At 40.1% G+C, this 23,723-nt stretch carries 20 protein-coding genes and 2 tRNA genes; 13 read left to right on the forward strand and 9 right to left on the reverse strand.

The features are described 5' to 3' along the window. The first annotated feature begins 305 nt into the window (after positions 1-305). Complete coding sequence (locus AC21OH_RS09105) at positions 306-788, forward strand: FKBP-type peptidyl-prolyl cis-trans isomerase (protein WP_486536338.1); 483 nt, start codon at positions 306-308, stop codon at positions 786-788. Between the two features lie 100 nt (positions 789-888). On the opposite strand, the gene phoR is transcribed toward AC21OH_RS09105, so the two are convergent. The 3 genes from phoR to dtd form a co-directional block, all read right to left on the reverse strand. Beyond that, the gene (gene phoR, locus AC21OH_RS09110; protein ID WP_487370255.1) at positions 889-2,352 is read right to left on the reverse strand and encodes a phosphate regulon sensor histidine kinase PhoR; all 1,464 of its coding nucleotides are present in this window, start codon (positions 2,350-2,352) and stop codon (positions 889-891) included. Between the two features lie 347 nt (positions 2,353-2,699). Next, positions 2,700-3,401 carry a phosphate regulon transcriptional regulator PhoB gene (gene phoB / locus AC21OH_RS09115; RefSeq protein ID WP_486536340.1) on the reverse strand — a complete coding sequence of 234 codons (702 nt, stop codon included), beginning with the start codon at positions 3,399-3,401 and terminating at the stop codon, positions 2,700-2,702. A gap of 129 nt (positions 3,402-3,530) precedes the next feature. Continuing rightward, on the reverse strand, positions 3,531-3,971 hold the full coding sequence (gene dtd, locus AC21OH_RS09120) for a D-aminoacyl-tRNA deacylase (RefSeq protein ID WP_487370254.1): 441 nt from the start codon (positions 3,969-3,971) through the stop codon (positions 3,531-3,533). A gap of 196 nt (positions 3,972-4,167) precedes the next feature. Here dtd and asd point away from each other — a divergent pair, with 196 nt between their 5' ends. Next, entirely contained in the window at positions 4,168-5,058 is an 891-nt protein-coding gene (asd, locus tag AC21OH_RS09125; protein WP_486536342.1) for an archaetidylserine decarboxylase, read from the forward strand. A gap of 92 nt (positions 5,059-5,150) precedes the next feature. Beyond that, on the forward strand, positions 5,151-5,978 hold the full coding sequence (locus AC21OH_RS09130) for a L,D-transpeptidase family protein (protein WP_487370253.1): 828 nt from the start codon (positions 5,151-5,153) through the stop codon (positions 5,976-5,978). Between the two features lie 48 nt (positions 5,979-6,026). Here the strand turns inward: AC21OH_RS09130 and AC21OH_RS09135 are convergent, their stop codons facing one another. Together AC21OH_RS09135 and AC21OH_RS09140 are read right to left on the reverse strand one after the other, a co-directional pair. Next, positions 6,027-6,701: a DUF1287 domain-containing protein gene (locus tag AC21OH_RS09135; protein ID WP_487370252.1), complete on the reverse strand. Its 675-nt coding sequence runs from the start codon at positions 6,699-6,701 to the stop codon at positions 6,027-6,029. Between the two features lie 261 nt (positions 6,702-6,962). Next, complete coding sequence (locus tag AC21OH_RS09140) at positions 6,963-7,565, reverse strand: HD domain-containing protein (protein WP_487370251.1); 603 nt, start codon at positions 7,563-7,565, stop codon at positions 6,963-6,965. Positions 7,566-7,843: 278 nt separating this feature from the next. Between AC21OH_RS09140 and AC21OH_RS09145 the strand changes: the two genes are divergently transcribed. Beyond that, entirely contained in the window at positions 7,844-9,079 is a 1,236-nt protein-coding gene (locus AC21OH_RS09145) for an MFS transporter (protein WP_487370250.1), read from the forward strand. Between the two features lie 159 nt (positions 9,080-9,238). Here AC21OH_RS09145 and AC21OH_RS09150 read toward each other — a convergent pair whose 3' ends face one another. From AC21OH_RS09150 to fadB, 4 genes are all read right to left on the reverse strand, one after another. Continuing rightward, positions 9,239-9,817, reverse strand: a complete 579-nt coding sequence (locus tag AC21OH_RS09150; RefSeq protein WP_486536346.1) for an isochorismatase family protein — start codon at positions 9,815-9,817, stop codon at positions 9,239-9,241. A gap of 158 nt (positions 9,818-9,975) precedes the next feature. Beyond that, positions 9,976-10,443, reverse strand: a complete 468-nt coding sequence (locus tag AC21OH_RS09155; protein WP_487370249.1) for a hypothetical protein — start codon at positions 10,441-10,443, stop codon at positions 9,976-9,978. A 188-nt stretch (positions 10,444-10,631) separates the two neighbouring features. Further along, complete coding sequence (fadA, locus tag AC21OH_RS09160; protein WP_487370248.1) at positions 10,632-11,804, reverse strand: acetyl-CoA C-acyltransferase FadA; 1,173 nt, start codon at positions 11,802-11,804, stop codon at positions 10,632-10,634. 164 nt (positions 11,805-11,968) lie between these two features. After that, positions 11,969-14,128, reverse strand: coding sequence for a fatty acid oxidation complex subunit alpha FadB (fadB, locus tag AC21OH_RS09165; RefSeq protein WP_487370247.1), 2,160 nt, complete (start codon positions 14,126-14,128; stop codon positions 11,969-11,971). Positions 14,129-14,732: 604 nt separating this feature from the next. Between fadB and AC21OH_RS09170 the strand changes: the two genes are divergently transcribed. From AC21OH_RS09170 to pth, 9 genes are all read left to right on the forward strand, one after another. Continuing rightward, positions 14,733-15,767 carry a polyprenyl synthetase family protein gene (locus AC21OH_RS09170; RefSeq protein WP_487370246.1) on the forward strand — a complete coding sequence of 345 codons (1,035 nt, stop codon included), beginning with the start codon at positions 14,733-14,735 and terminating at the stop codon, positions 15,765-15,767. Positions 15,768-16,111: 344 nt separating this feature from the next. Beyond that, complete coding sequence (locus tag AC21OH_RS09175; RefSeq protein ID WP_487370245.1) at positions 16,112-18,223, forward strand: tetratricopeptide repeat protein; 2,112 nt, start codon at positions 16,112-16,114, stop codon at positions 18,221-18,223. Between the two features lie 144 nt (positions 18,224-18,367). Then, positions 18,368-19,150, forward strand: coding sequence for a lipoprotein insertase outer membrane protein LolB (lolB, locus tag AC21OH_RS09180; protein ID WP_486536352.1), 783 nt, complete (start codon positions 18,368-18,370; stop codon positions 19,148-19,150). 129 nt (positions 19,151-19,279) lie between these two features. Next, positions 19,280-20,290: a 4-(cytidine 5'-diphospho)-2-C-methyl-D-erythritol kinase gene (gene ispE / locus AC21OH_RS09185; RefSeq protein WP_487370285.1), complete on the forward strand. Its 1,011-nt coding sequence runs from the start codon at positions 19,280-19,282 to the stop codon at positions 20,288-20,290. Positions 20,291-20,467: 177 nt separating this feature from the next. Continuing rightward, positions 20,468-20,543, forward strand: a tRNA-Gln gene (locus tag AC21OH_RS09190). Positions 20,544-20,757: 214 nt separating this feature from the next. Beyond that, a tRNA-Gln gene (locus tag AC21OH_RS09195) sits at positions 20,758-20,833 on the forward strand. A gap of 81 nt (positions 20,834-20,914) precedes the next feature. Further along, positions 20,915-21,877: a ribose-phosphate pyrophosphokinase gene (locus tag AC21OH_RS09200; protein WP_486536354.1), complete on the forward strand. Its 963-nt coding sequence runs from the start codon at positions 20,915-20,917 to the stop codon at positions 21,875-21,877. 279 nt (positions 21,878-22,156) lie between these two features. Further along, a complete protein-coding gene (locus AC21OH_RS09205; protein ID WP_487370244.1) occupies positions 22,157-22,849 on the forward strand; it encodes a 50S ribosomal protein L25/general stress protein Ctc in 693 nt (230 codons plus the stop codon). Between the two features lie 107 nt (positions 22,850-22,956). Then, on the forward strand, positions 22,957-23,541 hold the full coding sequence (pth, locus tag AC21OH_RS09210; RefSeq protein WP_486536356.1) for an aminoacyl-tRNA hydrolase: 585 nt from the start codon (positions 22,957-22,959) through the stop codon (positions 23,539-23,541). Positions 23,542-23,723 lie beyond the last annotated feature (182 nt).

The raw sequence follows: 23,723 nt of genomic DNA on the forward strand, positions 1-23,723 counted from the left end.
AACGAATATTTGTTGTCTTAGGGTACCAAACTCATAGCATCGTCGCTACTGCTGGACTTCTAAAATGTGCGATTAATAGGTGTTGATTGGAATAGTGTTGAATGAGATAAGCGTAGAATTTTATTTATCAATAAGTAAATATTGAATTAATTTATAATTTTGACTTGAAACCTTACGTAACAATCTCAATCTATTAGGCAAGGCAATCTTAACAAGTGTGGTATCAATTACGATTATATTGATATAATCACTTCGTTTTATTGTGCTACCCCTTTATTTGAACCCTTATTTATTTAGGAAATTTTATGACAACGATTACAAAAGATACTGCAGTAAGCTTTAATTATGTATTAAAAGACGAAAGCGGTAACGTTATCGATCAGTCGCAAGGTCAGCCATTAGCTTATTTACATGGTCATAACAACATTATCCCAGGTCTTGAAAAAGAGCTTGAAGGTAAGTCTGCAGGCGATTCGCTAACAGCAACTATTGAGCCAGCTGACGCATATGGCGAGTACCAAGAACAAGCCGTTCAGCAAGTACCGCGTAGTAACTTCCAAGGTGTTGAAGACATTCAACCAGGTATGCAGTTCCAGTCTGAAGCTGAAGGCCAAGTTATGTTGGTAACTGTTACTGACGTTAATGATGAGACAGTAACGGTCGATGCTAACCATCCTTTAGCAGGCAAAAAGCTAAACTTTGATGTTGAAGTTGTTGAAGTACGTGCTGCTACTGAAGACGAATTGAACCACGGTCATGTACATGGCGCTGGTGGCGTTGAGCACTAATCTTAACGCTATTAAAGCTATAGAATTACAAAGAGGCATTTTTAGTTAAATGGCTCTTTTTATTTGTCTAAAATTTGAGTAACTTATGACTTGAGGGCTTTTAATGCTGCTTTAGAGTTTTGTCTTTACAAATACGGCGGGCGGGAAAATGAACATGAAACGTTGAGCCTTTACCTTCTTCAGATTCAATAGTAAGCTTGGCTTTATGCTGCAACAAAACATGTTTTACAATAGCCAAACCAAGTCCCGTACCCCCAGTAGAACGAGAGCGGCCACTATCTACACGATAAAAACGCTCGGTTAATCTTCCAAGATGCGCCTCAGCAATACCTATCCCATTGTCCTGTACGCTAAATAGCGCCCCATCTTTGTAATCTTGCCAAGATAGGGTGATTTCGCCGTGTTTGGGCGTATATTTTATGGCATTAGTCACTAGATTTAATAGTGCACTATACAGATAAGACTCTGAGCCATATATGTTTTTTTGCGAATCAATATGTAAATCTATAACGTGGTTATACTCACGATTGTAGCCTTGTGCATCATCAAAAATATCGCTTAACAATTGCGGCATGTCGACACACTCTAAAGTGGTCGACTCTTCATTCTCAAGACGAGATAATAACAGCAAATCATTGATAATATGATTCATACGAACCGTTTGCTGGGTCATCAGATTAAAACCGCGTTTCCACTTTGGATCTAAATCTGGCTGGTCTGAGAAAGTTTCGATATATCCCATGAGCACCGTCAACGGGGTTCTAAGCTCATGGGAGACATTACCCACGAAGTCTTTACGCATTTGCTCTAAATGCTGTAAACGTGTGACATCATAAATAATAAGCAGCTTTTCTTGACCAAAATGTGTCACTTCACATTGCAAGTATCGTTCGTTATCTCGCCATGAGCGTAACCGTACGCCCTCATTAGGTGACACAGCATTCACATAATAGGACTGAAACTGCGGCACATCGATAAGGTTTAAGATGCTTCTGCCTTGATCTTCAGATCGTAGTTCAAGCAGTGTTTCTGCTGCTTGATTCCACCACTCCAAACTGTCATTTTCATCTAATAAGATAACGGCATCCTGTAGGGCCAATAACGAGCTTCTGATTTTTTTTACCAGACCCATCATTTTTTGATGCGTTAGTTGTTCTTGTTTTTTGCTGTCATACAGCTGATTGGCAATATGTGTCATACTGCCTGAAAAATCAGGCGGTGGTAAGGTTAAAGAATGGCTCATCCATGAATAAAATTGCTGTACTGAATACAAACGCCATATAAAATATATCAGCATGCTTGCAATAATACCCCATTCAACATGCCCAAAATAATGACCAGCAGTTGCCCCAATAACGACCATAAATAAAAGCCATTTGAAGTCTAACCAGAATAAGGTGGAACCATTGCTTTCTGGAGCATGAGTCGCATAAGCCGTTTTGTTTTGAGAGGCAGGCAGTATCCTTGGTGCATTCCCAGTAGGCTTTAAATCGTCATCTGCAAAGTCGTCTTTAGGCAGGGTATTAGAGGATGGGTTAGGTCTTGCAGATTTATTTTCAGTCATGCTCAATTCCACGCACGTTTAGGCACGGCAGTCTTAAAAACAGCAAAATTTAACCCAATAAGCGTAACGACGCTGGTGGTTATCAATGATTCATGACCAAATTTGTTGGCATACTGACGCCTACTATTAGATAATAAGATAATGAAATTGATCGGCATGGTTCTATGATTAGTCAATAAGGGATTAGGTTTTACTATAGATGACGTCCTGATAAAGTGCAATACGCCCTAATATAAACCCAACTTAATTGGCTTATAGTTGTTGTTATAACTGGTTTAAGCCTTAAGTGTTTAAGACTTAAGTGTTTCATTCTTTAAGCAGCCTCAGCCTATCTACTCTACAGTGCGTTAGCCGTGAACTTGCGTTGAGAAACGGTAGCCTGTACCCCGTACCGTTTGAATAAATCCTGAATAATCATAGGGTTCAAGCACTTTACGTAAGCGTCTGATATGCACATCAATGGTTCTATCCTCGACATAAACATTACCACCCCAGACTTGGTCGAGCAGCTGCGTTCGGGTATAAGCACGCTCTGGATGACTCATAAAAAATGCTAATAAACGATATTCGGTAGGCCCAATATCAACGGGCACACCATCTGCTGATAGACGCTGGCTTACGGGATCAAGACTTAGTCCCTCAGCCATTATGGGCTTTTCCCCTGATAAGGCACTACTACGTCTTAACACTGCTTTTATACGCGATACCAGCTCACGGGTTGAAAATGGCTTGGTAATATAATCATCCGCTCCTGCATCTAGACCTTGTACTTTATTGTCTTCTTCTCCGCGTGCAGTCAACATGATAATTGGCGTCTCAGAGAGCAGCTCATCTTTTTTTAACCGACGACACAAGTCGATACCGGATTGATTACCAGGTAACATCCAATCGAGCAAAATTAGCGAAGGTCGATGGTCGACCACTTGGTTATGCGCCTGCTGAACCTCTTCGGCCTGTAAGCACTTAAATCCTGCCATCTCCAGGGTAGTTACAATCATTTCGCGAATGGCAGGTTCATCTTCTACAACCAATATGCTTTCGGTATTCATGCTAATGCTGTCCTTAAATTTACGTCTACTCTAGCGGATATTTTTATATTAATACAAATATGACCGTTATATTACAACCTATATTTATGACAATTAGATGACAAGCTGTCTAATTATCAATCTTAAACCTCAATTAATATCTAAAATAAAGTTTATAGGCCCATCGTTGTCAGCTTTTACAAGCATATTCGCACCAAACTTGCCTTCGTGCACATTTGCATACTGCTGCCTAGCATATTCAACTAACTCATTAAATAGATTGTTGGCTGCCTCAGGCGCCATTGCGCCGCCAAAATCGGGGCGACGACCTTTGTCCGTTTTAGCCATCAAAGTAAATTGTGAAACTAACAACAGACCGCCTTGAACTTGCTGGACATTCAAATCAAGCTTGCCCGCTTCATTGGCAAAAATTCGATAGTTTAGGATTTTATCAATCATCTTTTTGGCCGTTTGTAAGGTGTCATCAGGGCCTATACCTATATACGCCAAAATACCCTGTTCTATCTTACCAACACTTTTCTCGTCTACTATCACTTCTGATTTGGTCACTCTTTGTATCAATGCTTTCATAAACTATTCCCATACTTTTAACCTATATTAACCATGATAAAATAACCATACACTATAGCCCTACACTAGAGCGTAAGGCACGAGGCACGAGGCACAAGGCACAAGGCACAAGGCATTATACAGTTTTAAGTCCAATATGACGCGTAGGGTTTGCTGAATGATCACTATTTAGATAACTATAATACAAGGATATATCATGAAAGATTATATTAAAAAACATGTGCAGCAGCTACTTAGCCGTGATGGGATATTTACCACGCTGCAACATGTTGTCCCGCAGCAAAAGCTAAGTGAAACCGCAGGACGTTTAGCAGCAAGCAACCATCCTATTGTTAAAAAAGCTTTTGTGAATACCTTTGCTAAAGCTTATGGCATTACGCTTGATGAGTATGCTAGAAAGAACCTAGCCGACTTTAAAAGCTTCAATGATTTCTTTACCCGCGAGCTTGCAGAAGATGCCCGTCCTATTGATGATACAGAGCATGGTATTGTATCCCCCGCTGACGGTATGATTTCGCAAATAGGACATATTAAACAAAACCAATTAATGCAAGCTAAAGGTCGGGATTATGCTGTGGACCACCTCCTTGCAGATACAGACAATGCAGATGCGAATTATTACGATTCAGGAAGCTTTGCGACAGTCTATTTAGCCCCCAGCAATTATCATAGAGTGCATATGCCCTTTGATGGCAAACTCATTGAGACCCGATATGTACCAGGTACGCTATTTTCTGTGAATAATGTCACTGCCCAAAATGTGCCCGATTTGTTCGCGCGTAATGAGCGCTTGGTATGTATATTTGAGACTCAATATGGACGTGCGGCTGTGGTATTAGTTGGCGCTATGATTGTGGCTGGTATTGAGACAGTGGCTACTGGTAAAATTGAGCGCAGTGAAAACATTCAAACCCTCAAACATACTATAAACCTCAAAAAAGGTGACGAGCTTGGCCGCTTCTATTTAGGTTCTACGGCCATAGTGGTGATGCCCAAATCTGCTGGAACGACATGGCTATCAGATCTAGAAAACGGTTCGGTCGTACAAATGGGACAGCTGTTAGGCGTTGCTGGCCTCGACAGTTAATCTTGTTTTCATCGAATTTTCATTCGTTATTCTACAATTTTGCATGGGATATTGTCATACTCTTTTAAATCCAAATTTAAATTGACTGACCCATGCCAAATTCAAAATACTCCCCTGATAGCAATACTTCTAAGACAACGTCTGATAGCAATACTTTTAAGACGACCACTGATACTATTAATACGACAAAGAATAAACCGATTGCTCATATTTCAGCTGCATCAAAACCGCGAAAACGTTATAAGAGAATTAAAGGATTATTCATTTTAGTATTTTTTTGGGCCATCGTGGTTTTGATTATGCCTAAAGAATCAGATGAACCGCAATTTGAAGGCGCATCCACTACGGCTCTACAATCCGCTTCAGCATCAACATCAACATCAACATCAGACGCACTATCATCACATTCATCCGCCTTATCAATCATTGATAACACAGCAAATACTCGTGAGGATGACAGTCCTTTTGTTGCCTCTTCTATTAGTCTAGAAGACGCCTCAATCGATAAAGTATATGTCGATAAGTCGAGCCAAAGGCTGTACCTGTTACAAGATGGTGAATCAGTAAAAAGTTATCACATTGCATTAGGAGATGCACCTCAAGGTCACAAACAGCAAGAGGGCGATGAAAAAACACCAGAGGGAATCTATACCCTTGATTACAAAAATGAAAACTCTATCGCCTATCGCTCCATACATGTCAGCTATCCTAATGAAACAGATAGAGCAAATGCAGCGGCACGTGGCGTCAGTCCTGGCGGCGCTATCATGATACATGGACAAATGAACGGCTATGGCGACTTAGCGTTTATAAACCAACAGCGAAACTGGACCGATGGCTGTATGGCGGTGACTAATGACGAGATGGACGAAATAATGGGCGCGGTCAACGTGGGCACACCCATAGAAATCGTTTGGTAGTGCACATTTTTGAACGCTAGTATTGATAGCATTAAAGTTTATACTTAACTAATAACGGTAATGACCTTTAATCGGAAAACGGAACAGCCCCGCTTCTTCTTTAGTACCTTGACCGATATTATGTATGATTAGCGGGGTGCCATCGCTGGTTGTCTTATCAGATACGATACCTATATGCGGTAAGTTATTGCCCGGTAGTCGCCAACTGACGATGTCTCCTGGCATAAAACTTGACTTATCAGAGGTTGATAAGCTCCGGCCATGTCTCTCAAAAAAAGTTTCAAGATTTGGCACCCGTCTGTGATCGATATTTTTATCTGTAGACTTAAGCCCCCACAGCTTAGGATAGGCGGACCAATTTAGCTTCATATCGTGATTGACCAACTGCTGCAAGTCTATATTCTGCAAACGATACGCCCGTATTACCACATCAGTGCACACCCCAGTCGACTGATCCACATCGCCACGAGGAAACGCTAAACTTCGATAAGCGGGGTCGTAGCTAACGGTAACCCCAATTTGTTTACGGGCATCGTTCGCAAGCTTATTGCCATCACTACTCGTATTAGTTGCATGCACCATGGGACTGAACCCTATCATCCCTACGACCAGCGCACCTGCAATAAACTTATGAAGATAGCGTAGTGTCTGATAGCTGGTTTTATTAACCAGCAGCGATATTTTAGAGGTGTTTATAGTACGACAAACTTTTGAAGTAATCACGTTAGGCACTCATTTTTTGGTTATATAAATTTATTTTGTACCTATTACTATAAACTACAATCGCTAAGTCCGTATAAAAATTCATATGAAAAAACTGTGAAGGTTCATTTGTTTACATCTAGTAGACTTTTATAAGTTTTAATGTGCTTTTTCAAGTAAGCTTCAAATATCACCTTAAATCAAATAAATTTTGCTTCAACTTATTCTATTAACGTTATAAACACCGGATAGGAGCTTATATTTTAAGTCTTTCTAGTCTTTTTAGTCGTCAATCAACCAGCCTTGCTTTGTGGCATAGCCAATTTGCAAAGCTATCCAATCATGTATCGCGGGGAAACTATCTGCTATAAAAGCATGCATAGTCGCTACCTGAGAGCGCTTAACCTTATTTTCACGCCAAGTTTTACCTTGAGTATTGAGATTTAGGAGAAATGGCAACAAACGATCTACGACCTTTAACAGCTGGGTTTCTGAACTATTACCGGTCTCTTGCTCATCCCATATTGCTAATAAATCCGTAATGCCATTTCCAGCAGTCGCTTGTAATCTCTTGATACCTTCTCGCTCATTGATAGGTGCCTTGTCTCGAGTTTCTGCATATAAAAAAGTATCACCCGCATCGATCTCGCCTAAATCATGTACCAGGGCAAGCTTAAGTAACTTTTCATGATTGACCTCAATCTTAAACTGCTCAGCTATAGACCAACACGCCATGGCCAAATGCCATGAATGCTCTGCTGAATTTTCTAAACGGTCAGTTTGGGTAACATAACTGCGCCGGTTAACACGTTTTAGGGCATCAAGCTCTAATAAAAAACGCGTGGTTTCATCAACGCTCTTTTTACATTCTGCAATTTTTAACATAACAACTCTTATAGATAATGACTTTTGTAGGGCGTATCCCTAATAACATTAAGATAGAAAATTAGAAAAGTTTAGTTTTAGCACACGGTCTAATGTTTTCAGTAACACACGCCTCTTAAGCAAACTTTTATTAACAGACCCTATTTTTCTAAATAATGCGTATACTGTTTTGTTATTAAACGTATTATGCTAGCAAAATACAACTTTATATTATAAAGTGCTAAACACTGTTTATATTTTATGCGATATCATCAAACCGCAATAGACAAGGAATGTCGATGCAATCTACACACCCTACTCCGCCTCCCACTTCTGTGGAACATAACCGCAAAAACCCCCAACATAAATGGCTAATTATTGCAGGCTTTTCTCTTTTGTTAGGCGTCAATCAATTCTTATGGCTAACCTTTGCAACCATTATAATTAGTACACAAGAGCATTTTGGCGTTAATGAGTTTTTTGCCAACCTATTGACGCTTATGTTCCCCATTGTATTTGTATTACTTGCAATTCATTCGGGTAAAATATTAGACAATGTGGGTTACAAAAAGATTGTCAGCTACGCCGCTGTTCTGATGCTGGTGGGTTCGATTATAAGATGGTTGGGCGCTGAAAGTTATTTGGTAGTCTTTGGCGGTCAGCTGTTGATTGCCATAGCGCAGCCTTATATCACCAATGCGATTAATCAAGTCACAACAGACTGGTTTGATAAATCACAAATTGCAACCGTTACCGGTATAATTATGGGCGGCATGTTTTTAGCCACCGCTCTTGGAGCATTTGCACCTGCTCCCCTCGTTGATCTATTTGGTTTTAAAGAGATGCTCCTGTTTAATGTCGCAATTACCGCTGTTGCAGTATTGTTCTTCTTCTTAGTGGTGGAAGAAAAGCCAAGACAGCATGCAGTTGCCATATCAATCGATGAGATTGAGTCTTTAATGCAAAACAAACGCTTATGGTTGATTTCATTGGCTGTATTTATTGCTATGGGATATTTTAATGGACTGAGTAACTGGATAGCCCCGATACTTGAACCTAGAGGCATCAGCGAAACAACAGCAGGCATTATCACTGCCATGCTTATTGTGGGCGGCATTTTAGGTGCACTAATTATTCCTTTATTATCAGATTATTTAAACAAAAGACGTATCTTTTTAATCATGGCAACCCTAGTCGGCGCTGGGGCAACCTATCCGTTACTGTATACGACTACAGGTGCAGCAGCACTGGCTGTAAGCTTCATTTTAGGCTTCTTTTTATTGGCAGGGTATCCACTGCTTATTGCAGCCGCTGAAGACACGGTTCATCCCTCGCAAGCTGCCAAAGCAGTCGCAATGCTAATGATGATGGGTAACCTTGGCGGTGTGTTTATGGTGCTATTAATGCAAGGTGTGAAAGCAGGCACAGGCAGCTGGCTACCTACAGGGTGGGTATTAATCGCCGCTGTTATATTTGCTGCGTTTTTGGTGGTAAGAATAAAGGATCGACCTGTTCTTAATGCTGAGATAGCCTAGGGGCTTAAGCGGCTGCATAGACTAAAAATTTACGCTTATAGTCATAAGTTACGTAGCCTGAGATTAAAAGCCCAAATCACTTGAGCTTTTAATCTCTAATAACGCTTCACGTTCCTTTATTTCGAACTGCATATTTTAAGTAAATTTAAATAAGTAATCTTATTTAACCAATTGGCTAATCGCTTTAAAAGCAGGGTCTTTGCTAGAGCGGCATAGTTCAAATAAGATGGCCTCTGTTGTGGTAATCACTGCACCAGCACGGCGCATACGGCGTATGGCTTGACGGCGGTCATATGAACTTCGTGAACCTGTCGCATCAGCGATAACTACGGGCTGCATCCCGATGTCTAGTAAATCAAGTACCGTTTGCATCACGCACACATGGGTCTCTACCCCAAACACGATCACTGAGATACGATTTTGTTGTGCCAAGTAATTCCAAGTTTCATCGTTATCGCAAGCACTAAACGTTACTTTCTCAATCGCCTTAAATGCTGAGCTGTCCAGTGCAGCTTTAATATCAGGTACCGTCTCCCCAAGTCCTTTCTTATACTGCTCATTTAGCAATATAGGTACGTCTAATACCTGCAATCCCTTAATAAGTGTGACTGCCTTTTCAATTATTTTTTCATGCATATGAACATGCGGCGTTAGTTTCTCTTGTACGTCAATAATTAATGCCTGACAGTTGTCTCGCAAGATGCGGTAAGTTTTGTCCGTGGTCACTGTGGTATTCATAACACATCCTTTGTGCCCGAGGTTATAAAATTTAAATCGTCTTAAACTCTATTAAGTCATACTAACTAAATTCGGTCAAATACTTAATTCTTAAACTTGTTAATTGATTGATTTTAAAATTATTTTATTCGGATTTATTGAACATTATCATTCTACTTCTATTCATCAATATTAACTATGGTAATTTGACGCTCGTAATAGCCCATATGACCATAATTACCAACCTTACTCACCAAAGCTTTAACACGCACTCTATTTAAGTGATAAAACGTATCAGTAACGCCCCTTTTTTTGACCAAATCATCTAAGATATGGTTAGGATCAAACACATGATACTCAATACCAGCTTTAGTCGTGAAACTAAACTGCTCAAGGGTTTTGTTAATACTGCCAACTAATATTTGCGGCTCTATAGTGTCAAGATTGGTCTTATCCGTAATATACCCCGCCATCAACTTACTGTTGGATAATAAACTTAGACCCACCCCAAATGCAGATACTAATAAAACTTTGGATAAAGTAGCTGATTTGTTTTTAGTTCTAGACGAACTTTTAGTTTTAGACGAACTTTTAGTTTTAGACGTACTTGTAGTTTTAAGCGAGCTTTTAGTAGAGTTGTTAGACATGATAGAGTGACCTGTTAGCTGTCATTGAAAGTAACTGATAAATTAAAATTATATACAGTAAGCCATTAAAGAAACAATTAAGAATAGTAGACGATAAAAAACACCTCTAACATTACGCTAGAGGTGCTTAAGATGCAAGAATGAATAAATTAATTGTCTATGCTAACGAGCAATCAAACGTCTAGCAATTAAACACGTTCAATAACAGTAGCAATACCTTGACCTAGACCAATACACATTGTGGCTAGACCAATTTCAGTATCCATTTGTTCCATTGCGTTTAATAAAGTAACTGTGATACGCGCACCTGAACACCCTAGTGGGTGACCTAGAGCAATAGCACCACCATTTACGTTAATGATGTCTTGTTTATCTAATAGGTCAAGCGACTTAAGAACAGATAACCCTTGAGCTGCGAATGCTTCGTTAAGCTCGATAGTCTGTATGTCACTAAGACTCATGCCAGCACGTTTAAGTGCTTTTTGAGTTGCAGGGACTGGGCCATAACCCATGATAGCTGCATCACAACCTGCAATAGCCATACTACGGATGCGTGCACGAGGCTTAAGACCTAGGTCTTTGGCTTTTTGAGCACTCATAACTAGCATTGCAGATGCGCCATCTGATAATGCAGAAGAGGTCGCCGCCGTTACTGTACCACCTTTAGGGTCAAATACTGGACGTAGCTTCGCTAGCGACTCCATAGTAGTACTGGGGCGAATCACTTCATCAACCGTACACAACTGTAAGCGACCTTGATCATCATGACCTTCGATACCGATGATTTCATTATCAAAACGACCTTCGGTAGTGGCTTCCCAAGCACGGCGATGAGATTCATAACCAAATGCGTCTTGTTGCTCACGGGTAATACCATTCATACGGCCTAGCATTTCAGCAGTCAGACCCATCATGTTTGACGCTTTAGCATAATGCTTAGAAGCTTCAGGGTTGATATCGATGCCGTGCATCATGCCAACATGACCCATGTGCTCAACACCACCGATGATGAAAACATCACCTTGGTTGGTCATGATTTGAGCAGCAGCAGTATGAAGCGCTTGCATAGATGAGCCACAAAGACGGTTCACAGTCTGGCCACCCGCTGTTTTTGGGATATCAGCTAATAAACCGATATTACGGCCAATGTTCATACCTTGCTCTAGAGTCTGATTCACACAGCCCCAGATAACATCTTCAACCTCATTGGTATCAAAATCATTACGCTCAACCAAAGCACGTACTAGCTCTGCTGACATGCTGTCTGCACGGACATTACGGAACATACCGTTTTTTGATTTACCCATTGCAGTACGCACGCCATCTACGATGACTACGTCATTTGGACTTAATGTTGTCATGTAATACTCCTTGAATTTTTTATATCGTTTAGTGCTACTAAGAACACTTCATCACCGTTTAATATCATTTTATAAAGGTTATCTTTTCAACTCCGGTGACGAAGCTTAACTTAGTAAACTAACTAATTATTTAGTCGTCCCAAGCTTTTATCGTTTGTGGCGTATTAAGCTTTTGGGTAAAAAGTTTCGCCGGCTGCTGCCATATCACGGATCTTTTGCGGCGCTTCATAAGCTTTACCTAGGTGAGCATATTTCTCACATAGTGCTAGGTAGTTATCTAAGCCAACTTGGTCGATATAACGGCATGGACCGCCACGGAATGGAGGGAATCCAACACCCATAATCATAGCCATGTCTGCCTCGCTTGGTGTCGCTACGATGTTGTCTTCTAAGCAGCGAACGGTTTCGTTACAAAAAGCGAGCATCATGCGATCGATGATGGTTTGATCATCAAACTGCTGCGTATCTGCATCAGTGGTGTCTTTAAGTAGTGCGTAAGTGGCATCATCAGCAGTTTTCTTAGGCTTACCGCGCTTGTCTGTTTCGTACTTATAGAAACCTACGCCATTTTTCTGACCCAGACGCTCATTTTCATACAAGTACTTAATAGCACCTTTGTAGTCTGGCTTCATGCGATCTGGAAAGCCTTCTGCCATAACTTCAGCGCCGTGTACGCCCGTATCCAAGCCTACTACGTCGATTAGGTAAGCAGGACCCATAGGCCAGCCGAATTTTTCCATGACTTTATCAACGTGTACAAAGTCAGCGCCTTGTTTTAATAACAAATCAAACGCACCAAAGTATGGGAATAATACGCGGTTCACTAAGAAGCCTGGGCAGTCATTTACAACTACAGGCACTTTACCCATACGCTGAGCTAATGCGACCGTAGTTGCAATCGCTTCTTCTGATGATTTCTCACCGCGAATAACTTCGACCAATGGCATGCGGTGTACAGGGTTAAAGAAGTGCATACCAACGAAGTTTTCTGGACGATCAAGGACGGTGGCCAAGTGAGTGATAGAGATGGTTGAGGTGTTAGAAGCTAAAATAGCATCTTCTTTTACTAAGCCTTCTACTTCTTTTAGAACCGCGTGCTTAACTTTTGGATTTTCTACCACCGCTTCGATAACGATATCAGTCTCACCAAAATCGCCGTAGTTAAGTGTTGGACGGATACGGCTTAGGGTTTCACCCATTTTAGCAGGGGTCATTTTCTTACGGCTAACCATTTTGCCTAGCAGCTTGCTCGCCTCGCCCATACCTAAGTCTAATTGCTCAGACTTGATATCTTTCATAATGATTGGCAGACCTTTAGAAGCTGCTTGATAAGCAATACCGCCACCCATAATACCAGCGCCAAGTACCGCAGCTTCATTAATTTCATGCGCTTGTTTGGTATGCTGCTTGGCAAGTTTCTTAACGGTTTGATCGTTTAAGAAGAGACCAACTAAGCTTTCCGCTTGTGGTGTTTTAGCTGCTTTCGCAAAACCAGCTGCTTCTACTTTGATGGCTTCATCACGGCCCAAGTTCACATGCTTTTCAATCGTTTCGATAGCAATAGCAGGTGCTGGGTACTGCTTAGGATTGGCTTTTGCAAAGATAGCACCTTTGGCACTATTAAACGCCATCGTTTGCTCTAGCTGATTAAGCTTCACAGGCTGTAGTTTCTCTTTACGTTTTGCTTGCCAGTCTAACTCGCCTGCGATGGCTTTTTTAACCAAATCAATGGCTGCGGCTTGCAAATCATCTTGAGCAACAACGGCATCAACCAAGCCTAGCTTTAAAGCTTGTTCAGGTTTTTGCGCTTTACCCGTAGCAATAAGCTCTAATGCATTATCAATACCGATAACACGTGGGGTACGTACACTACCACCAAAGCCTGGGAAGATACCTAACTGGGTTTCAGGTAGGCCGATTTGACCTTTTTCGCCCATGACACGGTATTCACATACTAGCGTCATTTCACAACCACCACCTAGTGCTGCGCCATTGATGGCGGCTACTTTAGGGAATGGTAGGTCTTCAAAGCGATTAAATACATCGTTGATTTCAACGATCCATTTTTCAATCTCTTCTGCTTCTTTACTAAAGTGACCAACAAATTCTGTGATATCAGCACCAGCAATAAATACGCCTTTGCTTGAAGTAACAATAAGACCTTTTACATTATCGGCTTGCTCTAATGCAGTGACAGCTTCGTCGAATTGCGTGTTTGTTTGGGCATCAAATTTATTAACACTTTCACCTTCGGCATTAAACTGCATGTTGGCAATGCCATCATCCAATAGTGATACCGTAATGCGGTTACCTTGATATATCATGTAAATCTCCTTGTTATTTTAGCACTTTATTTTAAACCTCACGTGCAATAGCACCACGTGCAAGCTAACTTACGTTGTCGTTTATATGTTGTGATTTATATTGAGTGGTTTACCTATCCTGCTTGTTATCAATTCGTACTTATTAATTCATTCATACTAATTATTAATTCATACTTGTTAGCAACGGATTAAATAAACGTTTGAATATAGCTAAGCATTGAAAAATTGTTAATCAGCTTTAATAAAGAGTCAACTTATATAAATTTTATATCACTTGAACCATTAAAAATGTATTAAATTAATAAGATATATTGTCTATTTATATCTAAACCTTATTATCTTTATAGTAAAGCTCTGTATTAAAGTCGATTAGTTTAGGGGATTTATACCCCTGCTGTCACAGCGCATTACCTGACTTACAGGTCATATATTCTTATTTAACGTTAAAATTATTTTTTGTCGGTATAATATATGGCGCTAACTATTTATAGTTACCCGTTTAACTGTGTCACTTAACATAATCGTGTCACTTAACATATAGGTTATAAACTATTTTCACTTAAGGCTTAGATTATTAAGCGCTTCAAGCATCGAGCATTGTTCCATGAGCCACAGTTCTATTACAAAACGACCCGTCATTTTTGAAAACTTTAGCCAACAGGTTATCGACACGTTACTTAGCGATATAGCGACTTTGCTAGACCACGCGAAGCTACCCAGTCCTTTAAAAGAATCGTGCGATTATGCCATGACGGGTCTAGGCAAGCGTGTTCGCCCATTATTGGTGGCGTGTGGCTATCACACTGTTCTTCAAAGTAAGCGCAATGATCAAAGTAAGCCCGCTAATCAAAGTCGAAATAAAGCTGAAAACAATAGCGAATATCAGCAAAATTTAAAGGATTCAGCCAGCTTAGTTTTTAATGATAGTTTGGTCATTAATGATAACTGTCGCCGTGCCATGCTTGCTGTAGAATTTTTGCATACCTATTCTTTAATTCATGATGACCTACCTTGCATGGATGATGATGATCTACGCCGTGGCCGCCCTACTTGTCATATTCAATTTGATGAAGCCACTGCTATGCTAACGGGAGATATATTACAAACGCTAGCATTTGAGATTCTAAATGCACAAATTGGTGGTTTTGAGCCTATCTCAGATGAACACTCTGCCAAACTATCAACTGTTTTCGCCCCTAGAGCTAGAAGAATGGTTTCAGGTCAAATGCTAGATTTAAATGCAGAAAACAAGCTGATAGACCAAGCTGAGCTTGAAGCCATACACCGTGACAAAACGGGCGCTTTGATAGAAGCGGCGGTACTGATGGGCGGTATCTGTGCTGACGCTACGCGTGATCAACTGGACTCTTTGGCCCTATTTGCCAGTAATATCGGTTTGGCTTTTCAAGTTCAAGACGACATTTTGGATGTGACCGCCAGTACAGATACTTTAGGTAAACCTGCTGGTAGCGATGAAGAGTTAAATAAATCAACATATGTTAGATTAATGGGTGTTGACACAGCTAACGACTATGCCAAGTCTTTATTTGAGGAGGCTACGCAAGCCATAGATGAGCGCTTTACGGAACAAAGCACATTAATTGCCTTAGCGGATTGGTTATGGCAACGTAAGAAATAATTCTATCACCTATCTTAAACAGTTTATTTATCTTCTTATTTACCATCTTATTGATCCTCCTATTAGGATGTTTTGTATCAATATAATCAGAGGTGTTAAGATAGGCAAAAATAAGTTATATCGTACATAAGTCATATAAAGCTAAATAGGGCACTTTTTTAAAGATACTTATAGTTATTGATTAAAAGTTATTGACTAATAGTTATTGATTAATAAATGTTGAATAATATATGTAACTTAATAGTTGTCGGTTAAATTTAAAAACTTATTAACACTACCCAGCTAGTAAAAGACAAAATGCTATTAAGGTTCGGCATTTTTTAACGTTTTTTATATAGGACCATATGGTTTTCATAATTGATTCGCTACAGCCAAAATTGCTCATCAAAGGGGTCGGAACTTACGTTCGTCAGACTCGTGCACGCTGGTATATGCGTTTTCGTCCAAGCAAATCCATTTTTAGAAAAACCGCTTTTAAATACCCTAATAAATTAAAGTCTATTTCTCTCAAAACTCCCGCCCTTAAACCCTTTATGTTCAATCTAATAGGCCGAGGCTCTATAGCACGTTATTCAAAAACTGACATAAATACACCTGTCTTACCTAAAAGACACCATAAGTATCTTAAATTATTGTGTTTGCTAAGTATTGTAGGCACGTTAACTTATGCGATACCTGCAAGTGCGGATGTATTGTCCAATATAAAACAATCGAGTCTACCTAATTCGGCTCATGTCTCAATGTCAAAAAGCTCGCAATTAGATCCCAGCGAGATAATAACAGAGCAATATCAACTAGACACAACTGCATCTGAATTAGCGAACAATACAAAATCTCAAGCGGATAACTCACAAGCGACGGATAAACGTCCAAGCCTATTAAATATATTACAGGCTGAGTATTTAATTACTCGAGGTCATATTGATACCGCTTTAAACTTGTACAAACAAGAATCTTTTAAGCAAAATTCAACAAGTGTATTTGAGCGTGCATTAGAGTTGTCTTTGTTATATGAGCCCGCAAACGAGTCATTAGCATTTGCGTCCGAATGGCAACAGCAAAACCCTGAGCATATACCTGCGCTATTTTATGTGGCACATTTATCACTAAAAGCTGGCAATTATGAATTGGCTGGTGAAGTGTTAAGCGACCTATTGGCCTATGATCCTCAAGCTGATCTTAGCGAAATACTGCAAGGCATTTATCCCACTACTACAAACGATCAGCGCTTATTATTATTAACGCTGATGAATTTACCTAAGCATGATAATCCTTCTATCCTTGTCATGCAGGCGGGACTACTGTCTCAATTGGGTCACGCAGATATCGCCTTAATAAGTGTGAATCGCGCACTAAGGTCACTCCCAAATAATTCAGCATTCATCATATTAAAAGCAGATGTATTAAAACAACTGCAATCCGATCAAGACGTTTTGGCTTACGTGAGTAAGCATCGCAAGCGACTAAAAGACAGTAAAGCCTTATATTTGTACGAGATTAGATATCGCTTAGATTTAGGACAGACTAAAAAAGCTTGGGAGCTTTTATTAAAAGCCAATGATTTATTCCATGACGACGAGGTGACGTTACTGGCAGCTTTAGTCAGTATCGATGTTCAAGCCTATAAAGAAGCCGATGAGTTACTCTCAAGCCTTGCAGCATCCCCCTATTATATCGACCAAGCCTATTATTATTTAGGTATCAGCGCTGAGCGACAACAAAAGTATGATCGTGCTGAGCGTTTTTTATCAAAAGTCATGCAAGAAGACCTTGTCCTCAAATCAAGACAAAAACTTGTGTCTATACAGTTATTGCGTAATCAGCCTGATAGAGCGCTTGATACCCTGACTAAATTAAGTCAAGAGTTTGAGGTTTTTGCCCCAGATAGCGCCATTATGCAGGCAGATATCTTGCGACAACAAAACAGACCTGTTGAAGCCAAAAAGATATTAGAAGATACCAACCTCAAATTTCCAGATGACACCAAGTTGTTGTTCGCGCGTACACAAATACTGGATAACGAACGTGATACGCTACTGAAAAAGAAGCTACTTGATAGATTGCTACTATTAGATCCTGAAAATATAGATTACAACTTAGCGAAAGCCGTCTTATTACTTGAAACAGGGGATGAGTATGATATCAATATGGCGCTAGATATGGCGCAGTCCATTATAGATATTCCATATGAGTCACCTTTATTTGATCAAGATAATTATTTGTCAGCTTTAAATATTATTGCAGCGAATGCGCTATCTGAACAGCGCTATGACACGGTGATATCACTACTTGAAATCAACTATGAAACGTCACCCACACTTGATTCAGGTATTATATTATTGCGTGCTTATCAAGGCTTAGATCAAGATGACAAAGTGACTGCCTTATTAAACGATTTAAAAAGCCGTTTCGCTTTAGGGCATCAAGATATAAATGACCGCTTACAATCCTATTGATTATTTTGACGTCGTCATTCTTATTAGGAGTTAAAGCCAGACTAAGCGCTATATAAACTCTATTTTAGATAATTTATAAACTTTATACTGTCCCTATTGTAGTAACTCATATAAGACACTCATACATATCTACCAAGGAACATCATGTCAGGTTTACCGTTTGTTAATCACGCTTCAAAAACCAGCCCGCATTTAAAAGCCAATCCGCTTCTATTCGCCGCTAGTGCGTGCTACACACAAGAGAGCAACAAACTAAGCTCATGTAGTCAAAACCCTCTTAAACAAAGTACTGTTGATCAAACAACTACAGTAGTAGGTCGTCGCTTTTTAATGGCGATACTAGCTACTGGGGCTATGGTACTAACAGGCTGTCAAACCATGCAAGCGTCTTCAACAAACACTAATGCAAACACAGGTATGAATGCATCCACTGACAGTTATCCCCATTTACTACAGAGTTTTAATATTCGCGGTAAAATCGGAGTAACGACGCCTGAAACGCAAAATACAGCAGCGCAGTCTGGCAGTGCATTTTATGTCTGGGCACAAGAAGATGATCGTTTTGCAATTGACCTCACAGGCGCTCTGGGTATAGGGCATACCGTTATTGAGTATAATGGTGTTGAAGCGACGTTAGTGAATAAAGAGGCGGGTCAAATCTTGGCGAGTGATCCAGAACAGTTACTCCTACAAGCCACAGGATGGCAAGCGCCTATATCTCAACTGCGTTATTGGATATCTGGACGCCCCGCACCGTCTGATAGCAACAGCCGCCTTGATGAGCAAGGTCGTATTGCGGCGTCAAGCAATGCAGGTTGGGATGCGTCATTTAGCTATAAAAACGACCACAGCATTAGGCCCAGTAAGATTAAAGTGGTCCGCACAGATGGACATCGTGTCATTATGACCATAAACCATACTCAGTAGCTTTTTTGTCTATTTTTAACAGTTGTTTTTTGGTCGCTTTTTCAGTTGCCTTCTTGTCAGTAGCATACTAAATTGGCTAGTAGGGCTATAGATTTGCATTTAACTCATTCTACTCATATAGACGACGATATGACGATACCGCAAAGTTTGTGCTTGTTTTCTCCAGCAAAAGTCAACCTGTTTTTACATATTACGGGCAAACGAGACGATGGCTATCATAATCTACAGAGTGTCTTTAGATTATTAAATTGGGGAGATACTTTAGAGTTTAATATAACACCGCAAATCTTTAATCCATATGCTGTACTAGATCACACCAATATGCCCATTCGTTTGCATAGCAATGTTGCAGTAACCGATGATATAAATGACAACCTTATTACCAAAGCCTCGCTCGCGCTTATAGACTCATTAAAACATCAGATTAGCACCCAAATCGATGCAGACATTCATTCGCAGTCAGCGTTAACAACATCAACAGCGACGCTTGAACCCAATCTGCAGGCAGGCTTACCTGATCGTATGCCCGTTATAGATATAACACTCCATAAAGTTTTGCCTACAGGGGCAGGATTAGGAGGCGGCTCTTCGAATGCAGCAGCCACTCTGGTTGCGCTAAACCAGCTTTGGGGTATTGGGTTAGGCAACACTGAACTGATCAAAATTGGTGCAACTGTTGGTGCTGATGTGCCCATTTTTATATTTAATAACGATGCCATTGCTGAGGGCATCGGCGACAAGCTAATACCTATTTTACTGCCTCACCAACATTACTTGTTACTAAATCCAAATGCGCATGCTTCCACACAAGCGTTGTTTTCGCATCCCGCGCTAAACCGAAATATGCAAAGATTAAGTGTATCCCAAATTGTTGACCAACAAGATGACTTTTTAGGGCAGCTTAATGATCCGTTTACCAATGTATTTGAGCCTATTGTTACCGACATGGTAGTAGAAGTACAATCGGCCTTAATCTATCTAAAAAACCTAGAAAGCTTAACAGGTACTACGGCGCGTATGACAGGCACAGGTAGCAGTGTATTTTTACCAATACCTACTAATAAGCTAGATTTAATAAAAGATTATATCGCTCATGATCCTGACATCCCTTGTCATGCTATTATCACTGAGGCTTTATGAATATTGCTATGGTTCAGCAGTTTTTAGTACTTATAAGTTATTATTACTCGTAATTTATTGGTAGGCGTAATTAGAACCTATAATGACCTTTTCGCCAAAATAGCATGCAAAGGTTTAGTTAAATCGATAAAAAAAGTTGCATTGGATAAATTCTAGTGTATAATAACTCGCCCATAAAGGGGTATAGCCAAGTTGGTAAGGCATCAGGTTTTGATCCTGACATCCGTTGGTTCGAGTCCAGCTACCCCTGCCATATTCGTTAATGTTAAAGTGTTGTTTTAATATAAATAAAACTGCTTAATTCATTGACACATCTAGTTAGTTTTCGGTATAGTTCGCAACGAACGATTCTGAAAAAATACAATGCAAACCATTATAAAAACTTACCTTATTTTGGTTTTTATAATTAAATATCAAACGTTATATTAGATTCAATTTAATATAATTTGATATAGTCAGTCTGTTTTAGGGGTATAGCCAAGTTGGTAAGGCATCAGGTTTTGATCCTGACATCCGTTGGTTCGAGTCCAGCTACCCCTGCCATTTTTCAAAACGTTCAATATTCTCCTTTATTTGTGCAGTCTCCACTGCTCCTTTCTAAGTCAAATAAATAGGACTTGAATCATGCCATATCTGGCGATTTTTACGGGCAACGCCCACCCTGAACTTGCTAAAACCGTCGCAGATCACTTACATATTCCTCTAGGCCGTGCAAATGTTACGCGCTTCTCTGATGGCGAAATCGCTGTTGAGATTAAAGAGCATGTTCGTGGTAAAGACGTCTTCATTTTACAACCTACCTGTGCACCTACGAATGACAATTTGATGGAAATCATGGTCATGGCAGATGCCCTGCGCCGATCAAGTGCAGGCCGTATTACTGCGGTGATGCCTTACTTTGGCTACGCACGCCAAGACCGTCGCCCCCGCTCTGCTCGTGTACCTATTTCGGCCAAAGTGGTCGCTGACATGCTAAACATTGTTAGTATAGATCGCGTTATGACGGTCGACTTACACTCAGATCAGATTCAAGGTTTCTTTGATATTCCAGTAGATAACATCTATGGTACGCCTGTACTGCTAAAAGATTTACAAAAACAAGGTTATGACAATCTTATGGTTGTCTCTCCTGATGTGGGCGGTGTGGTTCGTGCACGCGCTATGGCAAAAGAGCTTGGTGATGATACTGATTTGGCGATTATCGATAAGCGCCGTGCTCGTGCAAATGAGTCACAAGTCATGCATATTATTGGTGATGTCAAAGATCGTGACTGTGTGATTGTCGACGATATGGTCGATACCGCTGGGACCTTGTGTAAAGCTGCGCAAGCGCTAAAAGACAATGGCGCTCGTCGTGTATTAGGCTACATTACCCACCCTGTATTATCAGGTAATGCTATTGATAACATCAGTAACTCTGTATTAGATGAATTGGTGGTGACTGATTCTATTCCGCTAAGTGAAGATGCAAAAGCTTGTGATAAGATCCGTCAAGTTACTATCGCATCCCTATTGGCTGAAAGCTTACGTCGAATCAATAATGAAGAATCTATTAGCGCGATGTTTGACTCTATTAATAAGCCTTAATAAAGTATTTATACATTAGACAGAATAGTATGAATATAAAGATAAAAACCACTATCTTAAGATGGTGGTTTTTTTATATTTTAACCAGCTGGATTTTAGCTTTTAATAAGCGTATAATACGCCCTCTATATCTGTAGGGGACGGCTGCGAAATGGTTAAATCGTCTCTGAAATCAATGATAATACAGCTATAGTCTATATTCGATGTTGGTTTGGATACATTGGTCGCAAATGTAACCGGATGGCATCTAAAATCAATTTATTAATCAAGGATACTCCTATGAGTAACGTATTATACACGGTAAAAGGCATCGCCCGTACCGCAGATCAGCAGGGCAAAGGTGCGAGCCGCCGCCTGCGTAAGCAAAACTTAGTACCCGCTATTATTTATGGTGGTAATGAAGAGCCTACGGCAATCGCTATCAAAAACAACGAACTGTGGAAACTTCTTGAAAATGAAGCTTTCTTCTCAAATATTTTGACTATCGAGCTTGATGGTGAAGAACATTTAGCGGTCATTAAAGACCTTCAGCGTCATCCTGCTAAAGGTTTCCCAATGCATGCTGACTTCCAGCGCATTGTTAAAGGTCAGAAGATCAATATGAACATCCCAGTTCATTATGTTGGTCGTGAAGACGCTCCAGGTACTAAAGAAGGTGGTATTTTATCTACGCTAGTAACTGATTTAGAAATCGTTTGTTTACCGATGAACCTTCCAGAATATCTTGAAGTTGACGTTTCTAACTTAGAAATTGGTGATTCATTGCATCTTTCTGATATCATGCTTCCTGAAGACGTTATCTTATTCGAGCTTGATATGGATGAGCCGGTTGACCGTACTATCGTTAATATGCAGCCACCAACACTTGAAGAAGTTGATGAAGACGACGGCGAAGAAGTTGATGCTGCTGATGTGCCTGCTACCGAACAAGGTGGTGAAGGTACTGATGAAGAAGATAAAGACGAAGAATAATTCGTCTATTGTCATTAGTTAGATAACGACTTTTGAGTCATTATCTAACTGTCAAAATGACTATCTATCAAAATGACTTTCACTCAATAGAATACAGTGAGAATGCTATGTCCCAACTTAAGCTTATTGTTGGGCTTGGCAACCCAGGCCAGCAATATGTCCACACGAGACATAATGCTGGTTTTTGGTTTGTGGCCCTAATTGCAGATAAATTTAACATTGAATTAGTCCCTGAAAAGAAGTTCAATGGCCTAACGGGTCGAGGTCGTATTTTTAATACGGATGTGCGCTTACTGTTGCCCATGACTTATATGAATAAATCGGGTCAATCTGTTGTTCCTATGGTTAACTTTTATGGTATTGATCCTGATGAGTTACTCATTGCGCATGATGAGCTTGATATTCCTCCAGGTAGTATTAAACTTAAAACTGGCGGCGGACATGGTGGCCATAACGGGCTACGAGATATTACGCCGCATTTGGGTCATGATTTTCATCGTCTGCGAATCGGTATCGGCCATCCAGGTCATAAGTCTAAGGTAAGTGGTCATGTGCTATCTAAAGCGTCTACAGATGATCAAATAGCCATAGAATCGGCATTAGATGCAGCGATGGGTGCTTTACAGTTAATGGTGACAGGTGAAATAGAAAAAGCCAGAAGCCAAATTAATGGATTTAAACTTCCCAATTAAGTAGTCTTACTTCCCTTTAATTACTCTTTGTTAAGCCTCATATATAAACAATGAACGAATGTTTGTTATTTAGCTCTATTTAATCTCTGTAAAATTAACTTATAAACCTTTATACTTGTTTTTTTTGATAGTCTATTGAATCAATTAACAAAAGATAGCTATCATTATGCGTATAATCTGCG

The sequence above is a fragment of the Psychrobacter sp. CX10 genome (assembly GCF_057621575.2).